The organism is Kutzneria chonburiensis, from assembly GCF_028622115.1.
In the GTDB taxonomy this organism is placed as follows: Bacteria; Actinomycetota; Actinomycetes; order Mycobacteriales; family Pseudonocardiaceae; genus Kutzneria; species Kutzneria chonburiensis.
On record NZ_CP097263.1, the window covers coordinates 2,616,648 to 2,639,468 of the forward strand.

General features: G+C 69.8%; 22 protein-coding genes and 1 pseudogene. 18 read left to right on the plus strand and 5 right to left on the minus strand.

Annotation, left to right across the window (positions count from 1 at the left end; all coding sequences use genetic code 11):
- The first annotated feature begins 696 nt into the window (after positions 1 to 696).
- Positions 697 to 1,848 (plus strand): SGNH/GDSL hydrolase family protein, encoded by a 1,152-nt coding sequence (locus tag M3Q35_RS12000; protein WP_273941776.1) that lies wholly within the window; start codon positions 697 to 699, stop codon positions 1,846 to 1,848.
- On the opposite strand, the pseudogene M3Q35_RS12005 reads toward M3Q35_RS12000, so the two are convergent.
- Together M3Q35_RS12005 and M3Q35_RS12010 are read right to left on the minus strand one after the other, a co-directional pair.
- Positions 1,801 to 2,782, minus strand: a pseudogene (locus tag M3Q35_RS12005) (IS481 family transposase). The gene M3Q35_RS12000 and the pseudogene M3Q35_RS12005 sit on opposite strands and share 48 nt — an antisense overlap.
- A gap of 119 nt (positions 2,783 to 2,901) precedes the next feature.
- Positions 2,902 to 3,621: a dienelactone hydrolase family protein gene (locus M3Q35_RS12010; protein WP_273941777.1), complete on the minus strand. Its 720-nt coding sequence runs from the start codon at positions 3,619 to 3,621 to the stop codon at positions 2,902 to 2,904.
- A gap of 68 nt (positions 3,622 to 3,689) precedes the next feature.
- On the opposite strand from M3Q35_RS12010, the gene M3Q35_RS12015 reads away from it, so the two are divergent.
- From M3Q35_RS12015 to M3Q35_RS12060, 10 genes are all read left to right on the plus strand, one after another.
- Positions 3,690 to 4,493, plus strand: a complete 804-nt coding sequence (locus M3Q35_RS12015; RefSeq protein ID WP_273941778.1) for a helix-turn-helix domain-containing protein — start codon at positions 3,690 to 3,692, stop codon at positions 4,491 to 4,493.
- Between the two features lie 63 nt (positions 4,494 to 4,556).
- Positions 4,557 to 4,979: a hypothetical protein gene (locus M3Q35_RS12020; RefSeq protein ID WP_273941779.1), complete on the plus strand. Its 423-nt coding sequence runs from the start codon at positions 4,557 to 4,559 to the stop codon at positions 4,977 to 4,979.
- A 134-nt stretch (positions 4,980 to 5,113) separates the two neighbouring features.
- On the plus strand, positions 5,114 to 6,139 hold the full coding sequence (locus M3Q35_RS12025) for a CpaE/TadZ family protein (RefSeq protein WP_273941780.1): 1,026 nt from the start codon (positions 5,114 to 5,116) through the stop codon (positions 6,137 to 6,139).
- A 28-nt stretch (positions 6,140 to 6,167) separates the two neighbouring features.
- Positions 6,168 to 6,551, plus strand: a complete 384-nt coding sequence (locus M3Q35_RS12030; protein ID WP_273941781.1) for a competence type IV pilus major pilin ComGC — start codon at positions 6,168 to 6,170, stop codon at positions 6,549 to 6,551.
- 61 nt (positions 6,552 to 6,612) lie between these two features.
- Positions 6,613 to 7,701: a type IV pilus twitching motility protein PilT gene (locus tag M3Q35_RS12035; protein WP_273941782.1), complete on the plus strand. Its 1,089-nt coding sequence runs from the start codon at positions 6,613 to 6,615 to the stop codon at positions 7,699 to 7,701.
- A 32-nt stretch (positions 7,702 to 7,733) separates the two neighbouring features.
- Complete coding sequence (locus tag M3Q35_RS12040) at positions 7,734 to 9,236, plus strand: GspE/PulE family protein (RefSeq protein WP_273941783.1); 1,503 nt, start codon at positions 7,734 to 7,736, stop codon at positions 9,234 to 9,236.
- Positions 9,236 to 10,441 (plus strand): type II secretion system F family protein, encoded by a 1,206-nt coding sequence (locus M3Q35_RS12045; protein WP_273941784.1) that lies wholly within the window; start codon positions 9,236 to 9,238, stop codon positions 10,439 to 10,441. Before M3Q35_RS12040 ends, M3Q35_RS12045 begins: the two co-directional genes overlap by 1 nt.
- A gap of 1 nt (position 10,442) precedes the next feature.
- Positions 10,443 to 10,877, plus strand: a complete 435-nt coding sequence (locus tag M3Q35_RS12050; RefSeq protein WP_273941785.1) for a prepilin-type N-terminal cleavage/methylation domain-containing protein — start codon at positions 10,443 to 10,445, stop codon at positions 10,875 to 10,877.
- A complete protein-coding gene (locus M3Q35_RS12055) occupies positions 10,868 to 11,494 on the plus strand; it encodes a PulJ/GspJ family protein (protein ID WP_273941786.1) in 627 nt (208 codons plus the stop codon). The genes M3Q35_RS12050 and M3Q35_RS12055 overlap by 10 nt, the downstream gene beginning before the upstream one ends.
- Complete coding sequence (locus M3Q35_RS12060) at positions 11,491 to 13,515, plus strand: hypothetical protein (protein WP_273941787.1); 2,025 nt, start codon at positions 11,491 to 11,493, stop codon at positions 13,513 to 13,515. The genes M3Q35_RS12055 and M3Q35_RS12060 overlap by 4 nt, the downstream gene beginning before the upstream one ends.
- Here the strand turns inward: M3Q35_RS12060 and M3Q35_RS12065 are convergent.
- Positions 13,512 to 14,291, minus strand: coding sequence for a prepilin peptidase (locus M3Q35_RS12065; protein ID WP_273941788.1), 780 nt, complete (start codon positions 14,289 to 14,291; stop codon positions 13,512 to 13,514). The two genes, M3Q35_RS12060 and M3Q35_RS12065, sit on opposite strands and share 4 nt — an antisense overlap.
- Before the next feature lie 104 nt (positions 14,292 to 14,395).
- Between M3Q35_RS12065 and M3Q35_RS12070 the strand changes: the two genes are divergently transcribed.
- The 5 genes from M3Q35_RS12070 (at position 14,396) to M3Q35_RS12090 (ending at position 18,663) form a co-directional block, all read left to right on the plus strand.
- Positions 14,396 to 15,034 (plus strand): response regulator transcription factor, encoded by a 639-nt coding sequence (locus M3Q35_RS12070; protein ID WP_273941789.1) that lies wholly within the window; start codon positions 14,396 to 14,398, stop codon positions 15,032 to 15,034.
- 354 nt (positions 15,035 to 15,388) lie between these two features.
- Entirely contained in the window at positions 15,389 to 15,874 is a 486-nt protein-coding gene (locus M3Q35_RS12075) for a hypothetical protein (protein WP_273941790.1), read from the plus strand.
- Between the two features lie 4 nt (positions 15,875 to 15,878).
- Positions 15,879 to 16,424, plus strand: a complete 546-nt coding sequence (locus M3Q35_RS12080) for a hypothetical protein (RefSeq protein WP_273941791.1) — start codon at positions 15,879 to 15,881, stop codon at positions 16,422 to 16,424.
- A complete protein-coding gene (locus tag M3Q35_RS12085) occupies positions 16,421 to 17,500 on the plus strand; it encodes an MAB_1171c family putative transporter (protein WP_273941792.1) in 1,080 nt (359 codons plus the stop codon). The genes M3Q35_RS12080 and M3Q35_RS12085 overlap by 4 nt, the downstream gene beginning before the upstream one ends.
- Positions 17,497 to 18,663: an FAD-dependent monooxygenase gene (locus M3Q35_RS12090; protein WP_273941793.1), complete on the plus strand. Its 1,167-nt coding sequence runs from the start codon at positions 17,497 to 17,499 to the stop codon at positions 18,661 to 18,663. The genes M3Q35_RS12085 and M3Q35_RS12090 overlap by 4 nt, the downstream gene beginning before the upstream one ends.
- Here M3Q35_RS12090 and M3Q35_RS12095 read toward each other — a convergent pair.
- Positions 18,653 to 19,483, minus strand: a complete 831-nt coding sequence (locus tag M3Q35_RS12095; protein WP_273941794.1) for an oxygenase MpaB family protein — start codon at positions 19,481 to 19,483, stop codon at positions 18,653 to 18,655. The two genes, M3Q35_RS12090 and M3Q35_RS12095, sit on opposite strands and share 11 nt — an antisense overlap.
- Before the next feature lie 282 nt (positions 19,484 to 19,765).
- On the opposite strand from M3Q35_RS12095, the gene M3Q35_RS12100 reads away from it, so the two are divergent.
- Entirely contained in the window at positions 19,766 to 20,938 is a 1,173-nt protein-coding gene (locus tag M3Q35_RS12100; RefSeq protein WP_273941795.1) for an LLM class flavin-dependent oxidoreductase, read from the plus strand.
- Between the two features lie 37 nt (positions 20,939 to 20,975).
- Positions 20,976 to 21,791, plus strand: a complete 816-nt coding sequence (locus tag M3Q35_RS12105) for an SAM-dependent methyltransferase (protein ID WP_273941796.1) — start codon at positions 20,976 to 20,978, stop codon at positions 21,789 to 21,791.
- 89 nt (positions 21,792 to 21,880) lie between these two features.
- On the opposite strand, the gene M3Q35_RS12110 is transcribed toward M3Q35_RS12105, so the two are convergent.
- A complete protein-coding gene (locus M3Q35_RS12110) occupies positions 21,881 to 22,714 on the minus strand; it encodes an alpha/beta fold hydrolase (protein ID WP_273941797.1) in 834 nt (277 codons plus the stop codon).
- Positions 22,715 to 22,821: the final 107 nt, after the last annotated feature.

Below are 22,821 nucleotides of genomic sequence, written 5' to 3' on the forward strand. Positions count from 1 at the left end.
CGGTCGATCAGTGCCCTTCGGAGGCGTGACCGCGACCAGGGAACGTGCGGGCTCCGGTGGCCAGAAGCGCTGCCCTGACGGCAAAAACGGCCGGAATGGCCATAGTCGAAACGCTACCATGATACACGATCTCACCGCCCACCATGGCAAGAACGGCCGTGATGTCCCGAATGTCGGACGCTGTGACTCAGGACACATTGCGGTCGGTGTGCACGAGATCGGCCTGCTTGCCGACCTCCCGCCGGCCAACTGCAACTGCATGCAGCACAACACTTTGACCCGGGCCGCCCGCGCGATGTCGGCCGGGTCGATCAGCTGCACGTGGGCCGTTTGTCGCGATTTCCGTTGGCCCACAACGCCGTCTCGTACGCGTCAGCGCGGTGCGCCCGGCCCGGTCGCCGTGCCAGCCGGATTTGTCCACCAGGAACACAAGGGTCCTTGGCCCGATCCGGCGCGACCCTCTAGGCCGAATGCGTGCGCGCGGTGAATTTCCATTGGCCGCAAACGCCTTGAAGATGTCGGCGCGCTCAATGGTGCCGCCGGGCGGATTCGGCGGGCTGCGACACCCACTGATTTCGTCGCAGGAACGAGCAGTGTCGATGTTGATCGCACGAATGTGAGTGCTTGACAAGCGAAACCGTCGATCCCTGCCGAACTCGGTCCACTTTTCCGAGCCACCTGTGACAGGGTGGGGACATGACCGACTGGATCACCACGCCGATCACCCTCGAGCTGCTGCGCGGCGCACTGGAGCTGGAGCCGACCGAGCAGGGCGTGCGCCCGCACCGGCTGCCGGCGAGGGCGCGGGTGCAGATCCCCGACGCGCAGCTGACCATGGCCGAGGCGCAACCGGCCGGCGTGCGCCTGGTGTTCCGCACCGAAGCCACCGCCGTGGAACTGGATGCCTTGCCCACCAAGAACTTCTACGTCGACGGCCCGCCGCGGCCGGACGGCCGGTACGACCTGTTGATCGACGGACAACTGGTCAGCCAGGCCAGTGTCTCCGGCGGCAACCAGCTGCGCATCACCATGGCCACCGGCCAGGCCGAGCTGGTCCCCGGCCCGGCCGGCACGGTCCGGTTCGACCTGCCGGCCGGGTCGAAGGAAGTGCAGATCTGGTTGCCGTACAACGAGATCACCGAGTTGGTGGCGCTCCGCACCGATACCCCGATCGAGCCGGTGACCATCAACCGCCCGCTCTGGCTGCACCACGGCAGCTCCATCAGCCACGGTTCCAACGCCGCCAGCCCCAGCAGCACGTGGGCCGCCATCGCCGCCGCGCAAGCCGGTGTCGAGCTGATCAACCTGGGCTTCGGCGGCGGCGCACTGCTGGATCCCTTCACGGCCAGGGCAATGCGGGACACCGCCGCCGACGTGATCAGCCTCAAGCTCGGCATCAACCTCGTCAACGCCGACCTGATGCGCCTGCGCGCCTTCGGCCCCGCGGTGCACGGCTTCCTCGACACCATCCGCGAGGGCCACCCGTCGACACCGCTGCTGGTCGTCTCCCCGATCTACTGCCCGATCCACGAGGAGACGCCCGGCCCCTCCATGCCGTACCTGGACGGCGACCGGCTCCGCTTTCGCGCCACCGGCGAGCCCGCGCCCGGCAAGCTCACGTTGACCGTCATCCGTGAGGAGCTCGAACGCATCGTCAAGCAGCGCGCGGCCGACGACCCCAACCTGTACTACCTCGACGGCCGGGAGCTCTACCGCGAGGGCGACCCCGCGCTGCCCGACGACCTGCACCCCGACGCCGAGACCCATCGCCTGATGGGCCCGCGTTTCGCCGAACTGGGCCTAGCTGTTCTGACCCGTGAGGTTGGGAACGCGGCTGGCTGGGGGTAGGCCCTTGAGCGCGGTGTGGCCGCGGTGGTGATTGTAGGCGTGTAGCCACTGCGGCAGGGCCTGGCGGCGTTCGGTCTCGGACCGGTAGGGGCGGGCGTAGGCCCATTCGTCGAGCAGGGTGCGGTTGAACCGTTCCACTTTGCCGTTGGTCTGGGGCCGGTAGGGGCGGGTGCGTTTGTGGGTGATGTCTGCGGCGGCCAGGGTGTCGCGCCAGAGTCGTGAGCGGTAGCAGGACCCGTTGTCAGTGAGTACCCGTTTGACGGTGATTCCGTTGGTGTGGAAGAAGGTCTGCGCCCTCTGCCAGAACGCGGCGGCGGTTTCCTTGGTCTCGTCGGGCAGGATCTCGGTGTAGGCCAGACGGGAGTGATCATCGATCGCGTTGTGCAGGAATCCGTAGCCCAGCAAGGGGTTGCGGTAGGCGCTGCGGGTCGCGTTGGCTGTTGCGGCCGCCGATCTGACGGCCGTGCACCCGGTGACCGCCGCCGTCGGGGATGTTGCCCAGCTTTTTGATGTCGACGTGGATCAGGTCGCCGGGAGCGTCGCGTTCGTAGCGGCGGATGGGTTGCGCGGTGGCGCGGTCCAGATGCGTCAGGCGAGCCAGGCCGTAGCGACGCAGCACCCGGTGCACCGTAGCCGGGTTCAGGCCGAGCAGGTAGGCGATGCGGGCCGGTCCCCAGCGGCGTAGTACGCGGACCTTGATGATGCGGCGTTCGGTGCGGGTAGGGGTACGGCCAGGGCTGGTGCGAGGACGGGAGGACCGGTCGACCATGCCAGCGGCACCGAGTTGGCGGTAGCGCCGCGCCCAGCGTTGAGCGGTGCTGACCGAGACCTGGAACCGGTCGGCCGCTGGTCGCAGTGGCCAACCGTCGTCCACGACGCAGCGGGCCAGCCGCAGCCTGCCCAGCTCGGTCAAGGGTGCGTTACAGTGGGGCATGAGGGCCTCCGGGAGCTCGGTGTAGACGTCGCAATCCACACCGAACCTGGAGGCCTTCCCTCATTTCAAGATCATCGGTTCACGTGTCTGCCCGTTCGCAACCTCCCAAGGCAGTACACCTAGCGCAGCTGCTCGGCCAGTAGCGCCGTGACACGGGCGAAGGCGTCGTCCGCGGCATCGGGGCGGTAGGTGTCCCGCTCGTGGCAGAAGAAACCGTGCGGGGTGTCGGGGTAGACGACGAATTCGTGGTCTACCCCGTCGAGTCGGCCCGCGATTTCGTCGAGGACGGCCGGGGTGAACAGGTGATCGCCGTCGCCGACGAGGAAGAGCAGCCGTCCCTTGATGCCCGGCGTCAGGTCGAGGGTGGGCGTGGGGCGGCCGAGCGGGATGGTGTCGTCGGTGAGCCAGCCGGGATAGAACGTGGCGACAGCGGCGAGCGGGAACTGGGTGGCGGCGTAGTAGGCGATGTGGCCGCCGACGCTGAGGCCGACCATGGCGTGCGGGCCGGGGAACTCGTCGAGCAGGGCCCGCAGGTCACGGTCGACGCCGTCACGGGTGACCTCCGACAGCAGGTCGAGGCCCCGGGTTCGGCCTTCGGCCGTGGCGGGCAGGCTGATGCGACGGCCGCTGCGATGGTAGAAGTCCGGCACGACGGCGGTGTAGCCGAGGGCCGCGATGCGGTCGGCGACCGACCGCACGTAGTCGGTCACGCCGAACATCTCGAAGCCCACCAGGACGGTCGGGCGCAGACCGGGCTCGGCGGGCTGGGCGACGTAGGCGGACATGGGCTCAGCCGAGCCGTCGACGGGCACGTCGAGCCAGTGGTTCTCGATCTTCACGTGGCGACGCTAACCGGCGGCTAGGCTGCCAACCAGCTGCCGCTTTTGCTAGTAAGACGGGTACCAGGATGAGTGAGCTGGCCGATCTGCTGCGCACCCGCCGGGAGGCGCTCCAGCCGGCGGACGTGGGCCTGCCGCCGCACGGCCGTCGTCGCACGCCGGGGCTGCGGCGCGAGGAGGTGGCGCAGCTGGCCGGGATCTCGACGACGTACTACACGTTCCTCGAGCAGGGCCGGGACGTCAGCCCGTCGCAGCAGATCCTCGACGCCCTCGCCGACGCGCTGCGGCTGACATCGACAGAGCGTGACCACATGCGGGCACTGGTCCATGGCGCACGGGAAGAGCGGCCGCCGGAGGTGCTCGTGCCAGGCGTGGCCGACCTGGTGGACCGGCTCGACCCGCATCCGGCGTACGTCAGTGGCCGGCACTGGGATGTGTTGCACGCCAACAGATCGGCGTGTGCACTGTGGACGGACTGGCCGGCGCTGCCGCCGGCGGAGCGCAACATCCTGTGGTGGACGTTCGTCGATCCGAAGGCGCGGACCGTGCTGGTCGAGTGGGAGGCAGAGGCCCGGGCGCAGCTGGCTCGGTTCCGCACGGCCGCCGCACGCCATCCGGACGACCCGGCGTACGAGGCGCTGCTGGAACGGCTTCGCTTGTGCAGCAAGGAGGTTCGGGACTGGTGGCCGCGTCACGACATCGCGCCGCTCAGCTCCGGCCGCAAGGTGCTGCACCATCCCGAGCTCGGCCGGCTCGACCTGGGGCTGCTGGTGCTCCAGGTGGCCGATGACCCGGAGCAGAAGCTCGTGACCTTCCGGGCCGAGCCGGCCGACGCCGACCGGATCGCCGCGCTCCTTCACTCGAACGGCTGATCAAATGATCTTGTACGGCGCGTCTGCCGTGAACGCTCACGGAACGTGCGCTGCACTGCCGGCATGCGTATGTCACCACTGGTCCGCACCCTCGCCGCGCTGACGGTGGGCTGTGCGGCGCTCACCGCCACCCCCGTCGTCGCCTCCGCCGCCCCGGCGGCCGTGCACGCGCCGGCCAAGCACAAGATGAAGGTCCAGGCCGCCGCGGCCAAGGGCAAGGTCAAGAAGGGCGAGCACACCCAGGTCAAGGGCCGTATCGACGACCTGGCCCGGTCCAACGCCACCGGCACGGAGACCCTCTTCGTGCAGCAGCTCCAGGCCGGGGTCTGGGTGAACGTCTTCAGCGACACCTGCCGCCCCAACGGCGCGTTCGACATCGACGTCAGCTTCAACGTCTCGGCCACGCTGTCGCTGCGCGTGTTCCACCCGGAGAGCTCGCTCTACGTGTCGGCCTACTCCGACGTGTTCGCGCTGGTAGTGATCTGACCCTGTCGGCCGAACGGCCGACGTGCGTCGTCTGATCGGCGGCGCACGTCGGCTGTTCACCCTCTGTGACGGCCATCCCGAGAAGCTCACGCTGTGCAGTGTCCAGCGCATCGAGCGGAAGCGGGGTGACCGAGATGGCTCTCCTCTACGAGCCGACCGCGGTCGTCGCGGTCCGCCTGATGGCCGCCATCCCCGACGAGCCCCGGGTGGCGACGACGCGGGCCGGCGCGATCGGCGCGCTGCCCCACGACGACGACGGGGTGCTGATCCTCGGCCCGACCCTGCCGCTGCACACGGCGCTCGAGGTCGCTGCCGAGGCTCGACTCGCCCGGCCCGGCGCCGGCATCGTCCTGCTGCGCCACGTGATCGACGACGACGTGCTGGTGCGAGCGATCCGCGGCGGCGTGCTGGTCGTCGTCGACGCCAACGACTCCACGGCCGTCGCCAACGCCTGCCAGAACGCCCACCCGGCCGAGGTCTCCTACCGGCCCGGCCAGATCACGGTGGTGCTCGGCGCGACCGGCGGCTGCGGCAAGACCACGGTCGCGATCAACCTGGCCACCGTGCTCGCCGCACAGGGCGCGCAGGTGTGCCTGGTCGACCTGTCCCTTGACACCGGCGGCACCGCCGCGGCCCTGGGCATCGATCCGGTGTCGCCGCTGGTGACGCCGTACCGGCCGGGCCTGGACTGCGCGCTGGCCCAGGCCAAGCCGGGCGACGCCGAGCGGTTCTCGCCGATGTTCGTGGCGGAACTGCTCGTCGCACTGGAAGGCGAGTACGACCACGTGGTCGTGGACACGCCGACCCGGTTCACCGAGCAGGTGCTGACCGCGCTCGACACGGCCCGGCACCACGTGCTCGTGGGCACGTCCGAACGCCCGTCGCTCAAGGCGATGCGGCTGGCCCTGGACATGCTCGACCTCCTCACGTACGACCGGCGGGGGCGCCGGATCGTGCTCAACCGCGTGGACCCGGAGATCCGGCTCGGCCCGCGGGAGATCGACGCCGTCGTGCGCAACCGCGTGGACGGCGAGCTGCCGGCGACCCGCGCCGTGCCGGCGTCCATCAACCAGGGCGTGCCGCTGGCCGCCGCTCTCCCGGACCACCCGTTCAGCCGGTCCGTGCGCCGCTTCGCCGAAACGTGCATCGACCACTGCTGACAAACACCCAACCGGTAAAGGAAACGCCATGATTGAGCAGATCCGCGCCGCCCGCGAGAACGAGAGCGGCTTCACCCTGATCGAACTGCTGATCGTCATCGTCATCCTCGGCGTGCTGGCCGGCATCGTCGTGTTCGCCGTGAGCGCCTTCAACAACGACGGTGTCGCGGCGGCCTGCAAGGCCGACGCCAAGAACGTCGAGGTGGCCAGCGAGGCCTACTACGCCAAGAAGGGCACCTGGGCTGGGGACATCGCGACGCTGGTCAGCAACAACTACCTGAAGCAGTCCCCGCCCGTTCCCGGCACCCCGAACGCGAAGTACACGATCACCTACACCCCCGGCTCCGGCACCACCGAGGGCACCGTGACCGGCGCGATCGTCGGCGGCGCTGCCTGCTACCCGGCTCCGTGACCGTCCACTGAGGAGGGCCGGGTCACCCGGCCCTCCTATCACTTTCGTTGGGAGGAAAGCGATGCACGGACCGGAAGCGGGCGGCCGGGTCGACGGCCTGCTCGCCGAACTCTGGCAGGCCGGCGGCACCGACCTGCTGCTCACCGCCGGCATGCCGCCGCAGCTGCGGGTGCACGGACAGCTCACCGGCGTGCCCGGCTGGCCGCCGCTGACCGGCGAGCACACCGACGAGCTGCTGGCCGAGCTGCTCGACGCCGATCAGCACGACGCCTGGAAAACCGTGCAGGAGTACGACTTCGCGTTCAGCTGGCGGACCGACGCCCGGGTCCGCGGCAACGCCTTCACCCAGCGCGGCAGCACGACCATCGCGCTGCGGATGATCCCGATGGCCGTGCCGACCATGGACCAGCTGGGCCTGCCGCCGGTGCTGAGCGATTTCGCCCGCCGGCACCAGGGTCTGGTGCTGGTCACCGGGCCGACCGGCTCGGGCAAGTCGACCACGCTGGCCGCGGTGGTCGACCAGATCAACACCGAGCGGGCCTGCCACATCCTGACCGTCGAGGACCCGATCGAGTACGTGCACCGGCACAAGCGGGCCGCGGTCAACCAGCGCGAGGTCGGCACGGACACCCCGTCCTTCCCGCACGCGCTGCGGGCCGCCCTGCGCGAGGACCCGGACGTGCTGCTGGTCGGCGAGATGCGCGACCTGGAGTCGATCCGGTTCGCGCTGACCATCGCCGAGACCGGGCACCTCGTGCTGGCCACCTTGCACACCAACGACACCGCCCAGTCCCTGGCCCGGATCATCGACGTGTTCCCGGCCGAGCAGCAGGCCCAGGTGCGGGTGCAGCTGGCCGCCGCACTGACCGGCATCGTCTACCAGCGGCTGCTCCCCCGCATCGGCGGCGGGCTGGTCGCGGCGTACGAGGTGCTGGTGGCCAACTCGGCCGTGCGCAACCTGGTCAAGGAGGGCAAGACCAACCAGCTGCGGAACTCGCTGGTGACCGGGCAGCGCGAGGGCATGGTGACCTTCGAGCAGTCGCTGTCGGCGCTGGTGCAGGGCGGCTGGGTGACGTACGAGGACGCGGTGGCGCGGAGCCTGTACCCGCAGGACGTGCAGCCGCGGCTGCGGGCGGGGGCGACGGCATGAGACCGCGTAATCCCTTGCGTGACTTCGAACGCGTGGACCTGAGCACCGTCGCGCCGGACCCGGCGGCCGTCGCGCTGCTGTCCGAGCAGCAGGCCCGTGAGCTGGCGGCGATCCCGCTGTCGGCCGACGGTGACGGTGTCGTGGTCGCCGTGGCCGAGCCGACCCGGGAGGTGCAGGACAAGCTGCACGCGGTCCTTGGGCGGTCGATCACCGTGTTGGTGGCCGACCGGGCCGATATCGAAGGCGTCATCGGCAACAACTACCGCGCGCTGTCCGGCATCGGCTTGCAGGTCAAGGAGTTCGAGGCCCGCGACGCCGTGCGGCGCAACCAGGTGCGGGCCGAGGGCATCGGCGGCACCGAGGACGCGCCGGTGGTGCACGTGGTGCAGATGATCATCACGCAGGCGCTGCGCGACCGGGCCTCCGACATCCACATCGAGCCCGGCGGCGACCGCATCCGGGTGCGCTACCGGGTCGACGGGGCCCTGCACGACGTGCTGGACCTGCCGGAGTCGATGGGGCCGGCGGTGGTCAGCCGGATCAAGATCCTGGCCAACATGAACATCGTGGAACGGCGCCGCCCGCAGGACGGCCAGATCAGCACCGAGGTGGAGGGCCGGGCCGTGGACATCCGGGTGTCCACCGCGGCGGTGGTCGGCGGCGAGAAGGCGGTGCTGCGGCTGCTGGACAAGAGCCGGCCGCTGTTCCGGCTGGACCAACTGGGCATGCCGGCGGCGATGGTCGAGCGGTACACCACGCTGCTGCGCGCCCCGTACGGCATGCTGATCTGCGCCGGCCCGACCGGCAGCGGCAAGACGACCACGCTCTACGGTTCGCTGGGCGAGATCAACAGCCCCGACCGCAACATCATGACCATCGAGGACCCGGTCGAGTACACCTTCCCGTCGATCAACCAGATCCAGATCAGCGAGGCGGCCGGCATCACGTTCGCCGGCGGGCTGCGCTCCATCCTGCGGCAGGACCCGGACGTCATCCTGGTCGGCGAGGTCCGCGACGTGGAGACCGCGCGGATCGCCGTGCAGTCGGCGCTGACCGGTCACCTGGTGCTGTCCTCGTTGCACGCCACCGACGCCGCCTCGGCCCTGCACCGGTTGCTGGACATGGGAATCGAGAACTTCCTGGTCGCTTCGTCGGTCAGCACCGTGGTGTCGCAACGGCTGGTGCGCCGGATCTGCGGGCACTGCCGCTCGTACTACCAGCCGACAGCCCAGGAGCTGGCGTTCCTGGACGCGATCGGCGGCACCGCCCCGCCCGGCGGCTTCCTGCACGGCGCGGGCTGCAACTTCTGTGCCCACACCGGGTTCCTGGACCGAATCGGAGTGTACGAGATGATGCCGGTCACCGACGGCGTGCGGGAGCTGGTGCTGGAACGCGCGCCGCACGGGGAGATCCGCAAACTGGCCCGCTACGAAGGCATGCGCACGCTCCAGGACGAGGCCGTGCGGCTGGTCGGCGAGGGCATGACCAGCCTGTCCGAGGTGCTGCGGTCGGTCTACCTGCCCGGGGTGGCGTGATGACCAGATACGCTTATGTGGCAACGGGTCCGGACGGGATGCCGGCGCGCGGCGTGCAGAAGGCGGCCACCCGCGAGGCGGCCGAGCTGGCCCTGTACGAACGCGAGCTGCGCGACATCCGGGTCACCGAGCGGCCGAGCCTGCTGCGCACGGAGCTGTCCGCGCCGCGGGTCAAGCGCGAGGAGGTCATGCACCTGTCCCGCCAGCTCGGCGCGTTCGTCCGGGCCGGGCTGCCGCTGATCGACGCCGTGCGGTCACTGGGCGAGGAGGCCCCGAACTCGTCGGTGCGGCGGATGATGGGCCAGGTCGAGGACGGTCTGCGCGGCGGCGACAAGTTGTCGGACTGCCTCGACCGGCACCCGAAGATCTTCCCCGAGTTCTACCGGGGCATCCTGCGCTCGGCCGAGCTGTCCGGCCGGCTGGACACCGTGCTGGACCGGCTGGCCCGGTACCTTGAGCGGGACCTGGAGGCCCGGCGCAAGATCACGGCCGCGCTGATCTACCCGGCCATGATCTTCGTGATGGCCATCGTGACCGTGGTCGTGCTGGCCACCTTCGTGCTGCCGCGGTTCAAGGACTTCTTCGCCAACCTGCACGCCACGCTGCCGCTGCCGACGCGGATGTTGTTGGCGGTGACGGACTTTCTCACCCAGTGGTGGTGGGCGCTGATGTCCGGCGCGGCCGTGATCATCGCGACGCTGATCGTCGTCCTCCAGTTCGAGTGGGGGAAATACGCCCGCGACCGGGTGTATCTCGGGTTGCCGGTGATCGGCGACACGATCAGATTCGCTTTGGTGGAACGGTTCTCGCGGATCCTGGCGTCCATGGTCAGCGCCGGCGTGTCGCTGCCGGAGGCGCTGCGGGTGGCGACCGAGTCGGTACGCAACCGGGTGTTCACGCGGGCGCTGTGGCGGGTGGCCGAGTCGATGATGTCGGGCCAGGGACTGGCCGGTCCGCTGGCCGCCACCGGGCTGTTCCCGCGCACGGCGGCGCAGATGATGCGGGTCGGCGAGGACACCGGCACGCTCGACACCCAGCTGGAGGTCACCGCCGCGTACTACGAGGGCGAGCTGGACTACCGGCTGAAGAAGGCGACCGCGCTGATCGAGCCGATCGTGATCGTGGTGATGGGCCTGATCGTCGGTTTCGTGGCCATCGCCCTGGTGTCGGCCATGTACGGCATCTTCAACCAGGTGCAGGTGTGAGATGGCCGACGACCGGGGCGAGACCCTGCTGGAGCTGCTGATCGCCGTGGTCATCATGGGCGTCGCGGTGGTCGCGGTGGTCGGCGCGCTGGTGAACAGCGTCCAGCTCTCCGACGTGCACCGCAAGCAGGCCACCGCCGCCGCGGCCGTGCGGGACTACGGCGAGGCGATCACCAACGCCGTCGCCGGCGGCGGCTACGTCGCCTGTGCCGGGGCCGGCAGCTACGCCACCGGTTTCACGGTTCCCTCGGGCTACGCGAAGTCGGTCGTGTCGGTGCGGTACTGGAACGGCTCGGCCTGGCAGGTCGGCTGCACTCCGGACACCGGCCTGCAACAGCTGACCATCAAGGTGGCGAGCGCCGACGACCGGGCCAGCGAGCAGCTGGTCGTGGTCGTGCGCAAGCCCTGCGGACTCTCGGACTCGCCATGCGCCTGACTCGTGACGACAGCGGATTCACGCTCATCGAGTTGCTGATCGCCGTGGTGGTGTTGGGTGTCATCGTGCTCGGCTTCGGCAACGTGCTGGTGGTGGCGTTCCGCAACACCGACGCGACCGAGGCCCGGCTGGCGCTGTCGCACGACGCCCAGATCAGCGCCTCCTACTTCGCCCAGGACTTCGCGGCGACCGGCCGGCGCGACTACTCCTCCGCCGGCTCGACCGGCGGCACTGTCGCTTTCCTCCCGTCGGTGCAGCTCAATGCCGCATATAACGCTGATGGCGTTACTTGCGGGACCGCGGCCACGCCGACCGCGCTGCTGCGGCTGCTGTCCGACGACTGGGACTACTCCGGTCCCTCGCCGGCGGTGCGGACCGACGTCGTGGCGTACTACCTGCGCGGCACCGAACTGCACCGGATGAAATGCGTCGCCGGCGGGCAGCCCTCGGACGCGGTGTTGGCCCACGACGTCGACACCGCGACGCCGGCGGTGACCTGCTCCAGCACCTGCACGGCCCTTCCGGTGCCGCAGCAGATGACCCTGGCCTTCACCGTCACGATGCCGAAGGCCGACCCCTACCCGGTCACGCTGACCGGCCAGCGGAGGCAGTCATGAAACGCGGCGACGACAGCGGCGCGGCGCTGATCCTGGTGCTCATCGTGGTCACCGTGCTCGGTCTCGTGCTGGGCACGCTGCTGTCGATCACCGACACCAGCCTGCGCACCACGCTCGCGCTGCGGGACCAGGCCTCTGCGGCGTACGAGGCGGACGGCGCGGTGCAGGCGGCGATCAACAACCTGCGCAACGGCTCTTACAACGCCGCCGCCGGCCAGCACTGCTTCGAGGCCACGGACACGTTGGCGCTCAACACCTTCTCCGGCGCCGACTCGGCCGCCGTGACGTGCACGGCCGACCCGGCCAAGGTGCTGATCCAGTGCCCGTCGCTGTCCTCGTGCAACCGGCCCGGCACTGCCATCCTGACGTTGGGCCGGGTGGCCGGCGAGGACGGCGTCAACATCACGCAGCCGACCGGTTCGGCGTTCAACGTGCACGGCGTGGTGTTCTCCAACTCGAACATCAACATGGTCAAGGGCAGCCTGGTCACCAACGCGGCGGCCTATGCCCGCGGCGCCTGCGCCGGCACCGTGACGAGCACGCCGGCCGCGCAGTGCAACTACGGCAACACGGCCAATCCGCTGGGCAACGACCCCGGGTACGCGGCGACGATCAGCACCGTGCCGGCGCACCAGAACCTGCCGGCCTGCACCACTGCGAACTCCGTGGTGAAGTTCATGCCCGGCTACTACGACGACGCGGTCGGCCTGTCGGCCATGATGGCCGGCAACAGCTCGTGCAAGCACAGCACCTGGTGGTTCACGCCCGGCACCTACTACTTCGACTTCCACAACAGCACGAATCCGCTGCTCGGCAGCGGCAGCGACCTGTGGACGGTCAACGACGGCTACCTGGTCGCCGGCACGCCGGTGAACGCGGCCGGCGGAATCATCGCGCAGCCGCCCGTGCCGGCGGCGATCCCGGGCTCCTGCGACAACCCGATCAACGACGCGCACGCGGTCGGCGTGCAGTTCGTCTTCGGCGGTGACAGCCAGCTGGCCGTGAAGGCCGGGCAGGCCGAGATCTGCGGCACGTACAGCGCGAACAAGCCGCCGATCGCCGTGTACGGCCTCACCTCCGGCACGGAGACCAACACCACCAACACGCTCAAGGCCACCAGCGTCGTGTCGGCGGGCAACTTCACCAACGCAACCGTGGCAAGTCTGTCCAATGTGGATGGCAACCTGGCGACCTGGGTCAACAACAGCAACGGCAACCAGTCCACGACCGTAACGCTCGGCGGCTACGGCCCACCGGCCGCCATTCCCGCCGGATCGGTGCTGAAGTCGGCCCAGCTGCGCGTCGTACACGGCAACACCGCCGGCTCCGCAATGGACAACCTGTCGGTCAAGATCACCCCGACCGGCGGGACCGCCTACACCGCAACGGTTCCGTCCTACGGCGACAACGTCCTGCACACCGACCTGATCGACGTGTCCCAGGGCGGTACCGGAACGTTGGCCCAGCAGGTCTACAACGGCACGTTCACCGGCGCACAGCTGGCCTACACCGCCGCGGTGAAGCACAAAGGCACCGAGCAGCTGGACTCCGTCCAGCTGGACCTGACGTACACACCGCCGGCCCTGCGCGCCCAGAACGGCTGCGTCACCGCCACCCCGTATGGCAGCGGCGGCACCTGCGCCGTCGTGACGACGATCAACAACTCCGGCGGCCTGATCTACGTGCAGGGCACCACCTACACGCCGGCCGCGGTGCTGGACATCACCCTGAACAATGCCACCGAGCAGGTGTTCCGGTTCGGCGTGATCGCCCGTTCGCTGTGGGTCAAGGAAACCGGCAGCTTCGGCTACACCGGGCCGGTGATCGAGGTCCCCGACGACGCCCCCGGCTTCGTGCTCAGCGTCTTCCTCTCGGCCTACCTGTGCCCGAACTCGGCGACCTGCACGCCAAGCGGCGCCCCGGCCCTTACCGCACGAGTGGCCATTGTGGACGCCGACCCGACGACGCCGACCCCGGGCCGCCGGCAGATCTCCGTGCTGAGCTGGTCCAGTAAACGCTAGAACAGGCCCAACGTGCGCAGGTAGGCTCCCGTCAGCGCGTCGGCGGTGAACACCGCCAGCAGCGCCCCGGCGACCATGAACGGCCCGAACGGCAGCGCCGTGCGCCGGTTGCCCTTGCGGGCCGCCATAACCGCGACGCCCACGACCGCGCCGAGCAGGAAGCCGGCGAAGCCGCCGATCACCAGCGCCCGCCACGACAGGAAACCGAGCACCATGCCGATGATGCCGGCCAGCTTCACGTCGCCGAAACCCATCCCGGCCGGGAACGACACCGCCAGCACGCAGAAGAACGCGAACAGGGCCACTCCCCCGATGCCGGCCCGCAGCAGCGCCCAGAAGTCCCACTGGAACGCCGCACCCGCGGTCAGCAGCACCGCGATGACCGGATAGGACGGCAGCACGATGGCGTTGGGCAGCCGCCGCGTCTCCAGGTCGATCGCCGACAGCGCGATGCCCATAGCCGTGAAGTACAGGTACGCCGGCAGTTCCGGCGTCGTCACGCGCAGCGCCACCGCCACGAACAGCACACCGGTCAGCAGCTCGACCAGCGGGTAGCGGACACTGATCGGCGCGCCGCAGTCGGAACACTTGCCGCGCAGCAACAACCAGCCGACGACCGGGATGTTGTGTCGCGGACGGATCCTCACATCACAGTTCGGGCACGCCGACGGCGGTGAGACGACCGAGGCGCCGACCGGGACGCGGTGGATGACGACGTTCAGAAATGAGCCCACGACCAGGCCCAACAGCCCGACGAAGACCAACAACACGACCACCGGCCACCCCCGTCCCGCGCCGAATTCCCCGAATGGTGTAGCACACGCGCCGTTTCTGCGATGAATGGTTGAACGCAGCACGACCGTGAAGGACGGCGAGGGCCATGACGATCAGAACCGCGGTCATCGAGTCGCACACGCTCCTTCGCTACGGCCTGGCCCAGCTGATCGAGCAGCAGCCGGACATGGAGCTGGTCGGTGAGGCGTGCTCGGGGGCCGAGGCCACCCACCTGGTCGCCGCCCAGCGGCCGGACGTGGTCACGCTGGCCGTCACCCTGCCCGACGTCGACGGCATCGCGCTGGCCCGCCAGCTCCGCGACCGCGACCCCGAGCTCGGCATCGTGGTGCTGACCTCACGTGGCGAGGACGACGTGCTGTTCCGGGCGATGGAGACCGGCGCGTCGGCATTCGTGCCGAAGACCGCGCCGACCAGCGAGGTGCTGGGCGCGATGCGGCACGCCTCCGTGGCCGCCTCCTCGTTCACCGCCAGCGGCCTGGCCGACGCGTTCGCCCGGCAGCGGGGCGCCGGGACGCGGACCGGCCTGAGCCCGCGTGAGCGTGAGACGCTGGACCTGCTCAGCCACGGCCTGTCGGTGCCGGCGATCGCCGGCCGGATGTACGTGAGCCAGTCGACGGCGAAGACCTACGTCACCCGCCTGTACGAGAAGCTCGGCGCCAGCAACCGCGCCCAGGCCCTGATGACAGCGGTGCACCAGGGCCTCATCCACAGCATGGCCTCATAGCCCCACGCCCGCCACTTTTCTGCCACATGCGCTTCCCACTTGCGCCCAGATGCCACATGGGAAGCGCATGTGAAAAAGCCGGGGCGGCCCCGCGCGCCTCCCTCCCCACCGAGTCGGCCAGCGGCTACCCCCGGAACAACCGGCCTGGTGCGCGCGGAGCCCCCGGCGGGTCTACCCCAGTGCAACCCGCGCGCCGCCGGTGAACCGGCGAGCCCCAACCGCGTCCAACGCTACAATATAATTAACGAAAGTCACGGGTTCCGGCCCGAATCACCCGCTCGGCGCAACGCTCTGTACCCGGTGGTGCAGTCCCGGTTAACATCGGCGCGTTCCACGCAACAAGGGAGGGCTGCCGTGGACGCCAGCAGCGAGGGGGCCGCCCCGCCGGAGTTCGCGTTGGCCCGCCGGCTCAACCACCTGTTCAACACCACGGTGAAGGCGGTCGACAAGCGCGGCCGGCCGGTGCGCTTCTCCACGCCCGAGGTGGCCGCCGCCATCACCGAGGATCCCTCACATCCGATCTCCATCTCCCGGGTGACGCTGTGGAAGGTCCGCGAGGGCAAGGCCAATCCGACCATGGAGAAGGTCAGGGCCATCGCCAAGTTCTTCGACGACCACCGCCCCGACGGCGCGCCGCGGGTCACCGCCGCCTGGCTGCTGGCCGAGGGTGACGAGCCGCAGATCCCGGTGCAGCAGACGCTGCCGGAGCGGGCCGAGCAGGTTCGGGCGATCGCCATGCGGGCCGGCCGGATGAGCCCGGAGCGGCTGCGGATGCTGGTGGAGATGATCGAAGTGATCGACCCGGGTGGCGGCGAGGCGCTGCCGGGCGCCGGGGGCTGAGCCGATGCGATTCGCCCGCCGCGACTCCGGAGCCAGCGAGCGCGAGCTGCGCCGACGGTGCCGGGGACTGCTGCGCGACCTGGACGTGCAGCCGCCGCTGGACGTGCACGAGTTCTGTGCCCGGCTGGCCGTGGTCCGCGGCCGGCCGATCAAGCTGGTGCCCTACGCGCTGTGGGCCGACGGGCCGTTCGGGCTGTGGTTCAAGGGCCGCACCACCGACTTCATCGTCTACCAGGAGCACACCACCAAACCGCACCAGCGGCACATCATCCTGCACGAGGTCGGTCACATCCTGGCCGACCACCCGTCCGACGAGGGCGCGGACAACCTGTGCGACCTGCTGGCCGGCCCGGCCGGCGAGCTGCCCGAGCCGCCGGAGACGCTGCGCTGCCGCACCGCCTACGAGGAGCGGGAAGAGCGCGAGGCCGAGACCGTGGCGACGATCATCCTGGAGTGGGCGTCCATTTTGGACGCCATGCGGCTGCCGCAGAGCGCCGACGCCGCCGAGGGTGTGGACGCCGCGTTGAGCGACCGGTTGGGGTGGCTATGACGGTTCAGGTGCTCGCCGCCATTGTCATCGGCTTCTGGAAGGCGTCGCAGCTGGCGCGCACGCCGAAGCGGATCTCACTGTGGTGGGTTGTGGCCTGCTTCGCGCTGTCGGCGGCGGCGTTCGCTGTCGCGCCGTACGCCGGTGCCGGCGTCGAGGGCGGCGTGTCCGGGACCGGCCCGATCTGGTTGATGTGGCTGGGCGAGGCGCTGCTGCTGACCATGCTGTACTCGCTGATCTGCGTGTTCGTCTTCTCGGCCGGGCAGGGTCGGGCGGCGTGGTGGCAGGCTGTGCGAGAGGTTGTGCGGCTGGGGATCACGTTGGTGGTGCTGGGTGTGCTGGCCGCGACCGTGCCGCAGCGGCTGGCCCCGGCCGAGTACCCCCGCGCTACGCTGGACGCGTTTCGCTTCGTGGCCAACACCTACACCGTGTACGGCGTGATCACGTGCATCGTGTGGATGCGCCGGCACGCGAAGATCACCCAGCGCTGGTTGGCCCGCGGCCTGGTGGTGGCGTCGGCCGGGCTGGCGCTGATCGGCCTCGGCTCGACGCTGATCGCGGTGTCGATGGTGATCCGGCTGGCCAACCCGGACACCTCGATCGCCCTTGAGCTGCCGAACGCGGTGGTCATGGTGGCGAACCTGTTGGTACTCATCGGTTTCGTGCTGCCCGGCGCCCGCGTGCGCTGGGTCGCCGGCCGGGTGTGGTGGCGGCACCTGCGGGACTACCACCGGCTTCGTCCACTGTGGACCATGTTGCACGAGGCGTTCCCCGAGGATGCGCTCAGCCGCGCCCCGGCCAGCCCGTGGCGGGACACGCTCAGCCTGCGCGCGGTCAACCGGCGTTTCTACCGCCGGGTCATCGAATGCCGTGACGGCCTGGTCCGGGCCAGCGGCCGCCTGCCGGCCGGCACCCCGACCGACCCGGCAGCGATCGCGGCGTGGCTGCGCGACGCACTGCGAACCACCCCCAGCGAGGACGACATCGTTGCGGCGCACCCGATCGCGGTGCCGGCCGACGGCGGGCTCGAGGCCGACGTCCGCGAACTCGTCGCGCTGGCCCGGGAATTGCGGGTATGAGCCGGATCCTGGTCGCGGGCGGCGGTGTCGCCGGCCTGGTGACGGCGATCGCCTTGCGACACGCGGGGTTCCAGGTCGCTGTGTTCGAGGCCCATCCGACCGGGGCCGACGGCAAGGGCGCCTTCCTGACGATCATGGCCAACGGCCTGGATGCGTTGCGCGCCATCGATGCCGAGCATCTGGTGCTGGACCGGTCGTTCCCCTCCACCGCGGTCCGTATGCGCAACGGCCACGACCGGCCGCTGGGTGAGCTCGCCATCCCCAGCCCCGATCCGGAGCACGGCCCGCGCACCATGCGCCGCGCCGACCTGTACCGGGCGCTGGCCGAGGAAGCGAGGCGGCGGGGCGTCGAGATCCAGCACGGCAAGCGGCTGGTCGGCGTTCGCCACCACGGCACCGTGACCGCGTACTTCGATGACGACACCCGCATCGGCGGCGACCTGCTGGTCGGCGCGGACGGTGTCCGCTCGACGACCCGTACGCTGATCGATCCCCAAGCGCCGCAACCAGAATACACCGGCTGGAACCTCGCCATGGGCGCGGTCCGGGACGTGCTGCCGGCCAGCCGACGGGACTGCTACTACATGTACTTCGGCCGCCGGGCCACGTGCGGGCACATCACCGCGCCGGACGGCGAGACGTGGTGGTTCGCCAATGTGCCGTGCGGTGAACGGGAACTCGCCGGCGCCACCCCGGCGCAGCTGCGGCAGCGACTCGGCGATCTGTTCGCCGGCGACCAGATCGGTACCGTACAAGCAATTCGCACTACCGCCGACGACCAGCTGACCGCAACCGCCTGTTACCAACTGCCGACCGTGCCGACGTGGTCGGGCAACGGCATGACGCTCGTCGGCGACGCGCTGCACGTGGCATCGCCGTCGACCACGCAAGGCGCGTCCATGGCGATCGAGGACGGCGTCACGCTGGCCAAGTGCCTGCGGGACGAGCCGGACCTGACCGCGGCGCTGCACCTGTACGAGCGACTGCGCCGCGATCGCGTCGAACGTGTTGTGCGGACAGGCTTCCGCAAGCTCGGGCCACGCGTTCCCGGGCCGCTGCAACGACTGTTGCGGGACCGGGCGGTGGCTCGCCGAGCGCGAAACCCCGAGGTCGACTGGCTGCATCTGCACCACATCGACTGGGACGTGAGCGTTACCGGCTGACGCAGGCCATCGGCAGCATGTCGTCCTCGGTCACAGTGGCCAGGTCGATCCGCGGGAACTCCACCACGGCCGACCGGTCGATGCCGAACACGTCGGCCACCTCGGGATCAAGCAGGCCGGCGGTGGCCGCGACCAGGTCCTCCATCGGCACGTCCTTCACCAGCAGCGCCCGGTTCTCCTGGAACACCGCCAGCGCCTCGGGAGTGACGGTCAGCCCCTTGAGCACGGTCGCGTATTCGGCGGCCAGCTGCTCGTAGGTCACCGGCAGCACCGCGGGGTTGCCGAAGACCTGTCCGACCGTGCGGACCGCGTCGGCGCAGTAGGCGTCCCGATCGGACTCATCCAACCGGCCGATCAGCTTTTCCTGCGCCGCCAGCAGATGCCACATCAGCACGGTGTAGACGCGGGCCGTCAGGTCGGGGTCGTTGGCCGTCCACTCGCGACCGTCGGCATCCACACCGCGCAGCCGGGCGTGGGCGTTCCACGCGCCGACCCGCTGTTCCTCCACCTGCTCGGAGTCGCCGAAGATGGCGATGATCATCCCGCGGGTGAGCTGCCGGAACTCGTTGAAACCCGGGCGGTGGGCCATGACCATCGAAATCGACTGTCTCATGTGGTCGACGAGCACCAGCGTGGTGAACGCGGACCAGCCGCCGAGCACCATGGGCAGCCACGGCGCGGTGTAGCGGCGCAGCACCGAGTCGTCGCCGATCAGCCCCTCGTCGGCACGGACACGCGGCGTGTCGAAGCCGTCACGCAGCGGACGCAGCGACTGCGGCGTCACAACGGCAATGGCAGCAGGCAGATTGACCGTCGACAACGGGGTGCTCCTTCGAGGCGGGCTTCGACCAGCGCAGGGATGTACGTGCCGACACGACGATCTCTGGACACCCCAGTCCGGTCGAATTCCCCCCGTCCCCCGAGCTTTCGTGGGCCGGCGTGCAGACCGTACCTTCGTCACCCGTACGGCGTCGAGGAATTCCCAGACAACTCTGCGGGAGCGTTCCCGGATGTGCCCAGCGGTAAACGCGATGGTGTAACGAACACGCTCGGTCGACGGACATCAGCGTGCAGTGACCGTCGCGACGAAGGGGCGTCCACCGTGAAGATCGATCTGTTCAACGAGATCCAGAATCCCCGTCCGTGGCCGGTTGACCACGAACAGCAACGGTTCCGGCGGGCCATCGAGCAGGCCAAGCTGGCCGACGAGCTCGGTTACGGCTGCTGGTGGCAGGTCGAGCACCACGGGGCCGGCGAGTTCAGTCTTTCCTCGGCGCCGGAGCTGGTGCTGGCGGCGATCGCCCAGCACACCAACCGAATCCGGCTCGGCCACTCGGCCGTGCTGGCGCCCGGGCGGTTCAACCACCCGATCCGGGTGGCCGAGCGGGCGGCCACGCTGGACCACCTCAGCGGCGGCCGGGTCGAGCTCGGGCTGACCCGGTCGACCATCCCCGAGTGGCGGCTGTTCAACATCTCGGCGGAGCAGGCCAGGGCGCAGACCCAGGAGGCGTTCGAGATGGTCCCGGGTATGTGGACCAGCGACGATTTCTCGCACCACAGCGAGAACTACCAGATCTCGAACCTCTCCATCAACCCGAAGCCGTTGCAGCAGCCGCATCCGCCGCTGTGGCAGGCCGCGGCCAGCCCGACCTCGTTCGAGGACGCCGGCCGCCGCGGCGTCGGCGTGCTGGGCACGACCATGTGGGAATCACTCGAACGGGTCGGCCGGATGATCAAGCTCTACCGGGCGGCGGCCGAGGCCTGCACGGAGCCGGTTGGCTCGTTCGTGAACAACCAGGTCGGCTACTTCACCTTCGTGCACTGCGCGGAGACCGACGAGCAGGCCATGCGCAACGGCGCCGCCGCGGCCGCCGCCTGGTACACCGTGACCGCGCTGCGTTTCTTCGAGGCCGCCACCGAGTTCGCCGCCACCATGCAGCGCCACCAGGACCTGCTGGACTCCCCCGACGGCGGCGGGCTGACCGGCGAGTTCCTGCGCGGCGAGATCGACAACGCGCCGACCGAGGCCCAGCTGCTGATCGGCCGCGTGCTACAGGGCGAGGACGTGCCCGAGGAGGAGGTGTTCCGGGTGCTCAGCGCCCAGCAGTCGCTGATCGTCGGCAGTCCCGAGACCTGCCGGGAGAAGCTCCAGGCCTACGCCGACCTCGGCATCGACCGGCTGATGTGCCTGCACCAGATCGGCGGCATGGCGGACGAGGCGGTGACCACCAGCATCCGCCTGATCGGTGAGCTGATCCCCGAGTTCGATCGGTGATGTCGGCGGCGTCCGGCGGTGTTCTAGGGTGACGGTCATGGACCGACCCACCTGGGCGCCGCCGGACGTGGACATCGACCAGCCGAGCGTGAGCCGGATCTGGGACTGGTTCCTGGACGGCTCGCACAACTTCGCGGTGGACCGCGAGGTGGCCAAGCAGATGCTGAAGCTGATGCCGGAGGGGCCGCGGATGGCCCAGGCCAGCCGGGCGTTCCTGCGCCGCGCGGTGCGGATGTGCGCGGCGGCCGGCGTGACCCAGTTCCTCGACATCGGCTCCGGCATCCCGACCGTCGGCAACGTGCACGAGATCGCCCGCGCCGCCGACCCGCAGTCGCGCGTGGTCTACGTGGACACCGACCCGGTGGCCGTCAGCCACACCCGGCAGATGCTGGGTTCGGATCCGACGACAACCGTCCTGCGGGCCGACCTCCGCGATCCGCGGGAGATCCTGGACAGCCCCGAGGTCCGCGGCACGCTCGACCTGGACCAGCCGGTGGCGGTCATGCTGATCATGATCATGCATTTCATCCAGGACGCCGACGACCCGGTCGGCGTGCTGAGCCGGTTCCGGGACGCGCTGCCGGCCGGCAGCATGCTGGCCATCGCGCACGGCAGCCCGAACACCGAGAACATGCCGGACGAGCACCTGCACGAGGCCCGCGAGATGTACGAGCGGTCGGTGGCCCAGGTGCGGCTGCGGACCAGGCCCGAGGTGCAGGCCCTGTTCGCCGGGTGGGAGCTGCTGCCGCCGGGCGTGGTGTGGATTCCCGACTGGCGGCCGGATCCGGCCGATGCCGGCCCGGCTTTCGACATCCCGAACGCCGGCTACGCGGGCGTGGCCGTCAAGCGCTGAGCGGCCTCGCGGCCCTTCGCCTGGTTCTCGGCCACGTACGGGCGCAGTTCCGCTCGTAGGCTTCGAACGCGTGGCCGAGATGCGGTACCTCAAGCCCTGAGCACGTCCGCGATCAGCTTCGGGTCCTCCTCGGCCATGAAGTGTCCGCAGTTCACCGTCCGGTGGTCGAGCTTCGGGGCCCACGCCCGCCAGAGGTCCTCGCCGCCGAAGCCCCAGTCCTGCTGGAGTACGGTGACCGGCATCTGGAGCTGCTTGCCCTTGTCCGCGGTGTCGTGTTCGACGTCGATCGTGGCCGAGGCCCGGTAGTCGGCGACGATGGACGGGATGGCGTCGCGGCAGGCCTCCAGGTAGTGGGCTCGGATGTCCGGCGGGATGGCCGTGTCGTCACGGGTCCAGGCATCGAGGAAGTAGCCGAAGAACAGGTCCGGGGCGGCGGCGATCAGCTGTTCCGGCAGGCCGGGCGGCTGGGCCATCAGGTAGAGGTGGAAGCCGACCGCGGCCGTCGTGCCGTGCATGACGTCCCACATGTCCAGCGTCGGCAGCACGTCGAGGCAGGTCAGGCGGGTGATCTTGTCGGGATGGTCGAGGCCGGCCCGGAAGGCGACGAGAGCCCCTCGATCGTGGCCGGCCAGCTCGAACTCGTGGTGGCCGAGTCCCGCTGTTACGGCCACGACGTCCGCGGCCATCGTTCGCTTGTCGTAGCCGTGGTCCGGCTTGTCGCTGGCTCCGTAGCCGCGCAGGTCGGGGCAGATCACCGTGTGGTCCCGGGCCAGGTCCTGGGCAACGTGCCGCCACATCACATGGGTCTGCGGGAAGCCGTGCAGAAGCACGATCGGACGGCCGTGGCCGCCGACCGCGACGTTGAGCCGCACGCTGTCGGCCACGGGGATGCGGTGCGTGTCGAAGCCGGGAATAGTGGTCATGTGCACGAGCCTGCCGGCCGCGAATCAGCAACCGATCAGCAAGTCCGCTTCTCGGTCCTCGGCCCCGTCGCCGCTTCCGTTGGCGGCTCTCCCCTTGGCTTGAAGGG

Coding starts and splice junctions, on each gene's coding strand:
- M3Q35_RS12090 (WP_273941793.1), top strand. CDS start 17,497: ATGAGCCGGATCCTGGTCGCGGGCGGCGGTGTCGCCGGCCTGGTGACG.
- M3Q35_RS12035 (WP_273941782.1), top strand. CDS start 6,613: ATGCACGGACCGGAAGCGGGCGGCCGGGTCGACGGCCTGCTCGCCGAA.
- M3Q35_RS12055 (WP_273941786.1), top strand. CDS start 10,868: ATGCGCCTGACTCGTGACGACAGCGGATTCACGCTCATCGAGTTGCTG.
- M3Q35_RS12020 (WP_273941779.1), top strand. CDS start 4,557: ATGCGTATGTCACCACTGGTCCGCACCCTCGCCGCGCTGACGGTGGGC.
- M3Q35_RS12015 (WP_273941778.1), top strand. CDS start 3,690: ATGAGTGAGCTGGCCGATCTGCTGCGCACCCGCCGGGAGGCGCTCCAG.
- M3Q35_RS12050 (WP_273941785.1), top strand. CDS start 10,443: ATGGCCGACGACCGGGGCGAGACCCTGCTGGAGCTGCTGATCGCCGTG.
- M3Q35_RS12060 (WP_273941787.1), top strand. CDS start 11,491: ATGAAACGCGGCGACGACAGCGGCGCGGCGCTGATCCTGGTGCTCATC.
- M3Q35_RS12045 (WP_273941784.1), top strand. CDS start 9,236: ATGACCAGATACGCTTATGTGGCAACGGGTCCGGACGGGATGCCGGCG.
- M3Q35_RS12030 (WP_273941781.1), top strand. CDS start 6,168: ATGATTGAGCAGATCCGCGCCGCCCGCGAGAACGAGAGCGGCTTCACC.
- M3Q35_RS12105 (WP_273941796.1), top strand. CDS start 20,976: ATGGACCGACCCACCTGGGCGCCGCCGGACGTGGACATCGACCAGCCG.
- M3Q35_RS12110 (WP_273941797.1), bottom strand. CDS start 22,714: ATGACCACTATTCCCGGCTTCGACACGCACCGCATCCCCGTGGCCGAC.
- M3Q35_RS12080 (WP_273941791.1), top strand. CDS start 15,879: ATGCGATTCGCCCGCCGCGACTCCGGAGCCAGCGAGCGCGAGCTGCGC.
- M3Q35_RS12000 (WP_273941776.1), top strand. CDS start 697: ATGACCGACTGGATCACCACGCCGATCACCCTCGAGCTGCTGCGCGGC.
- M3Q35_RS12085 (WP_273941792.1), top strand. CDS start 16,421: ATGACGGTTCAGGTGCTCGCCGCCATTGTCATCGGCTTCTGGAAGGCG.
- M3Q35_RS12070 (WP_273941789.1), top strand. CDS start 14,396: ATGACGATCAGAACCGCGGTCATCGAGTCGCACACGCTCCTTCGCTAC.
- M3Q35_RS12025 (WP_273941780.1), top strand. CDS start 5,114: ATGGCTCTCCTCTACGAGCCGACCGCGGTCGTCGCGGTCCGCCTGATG.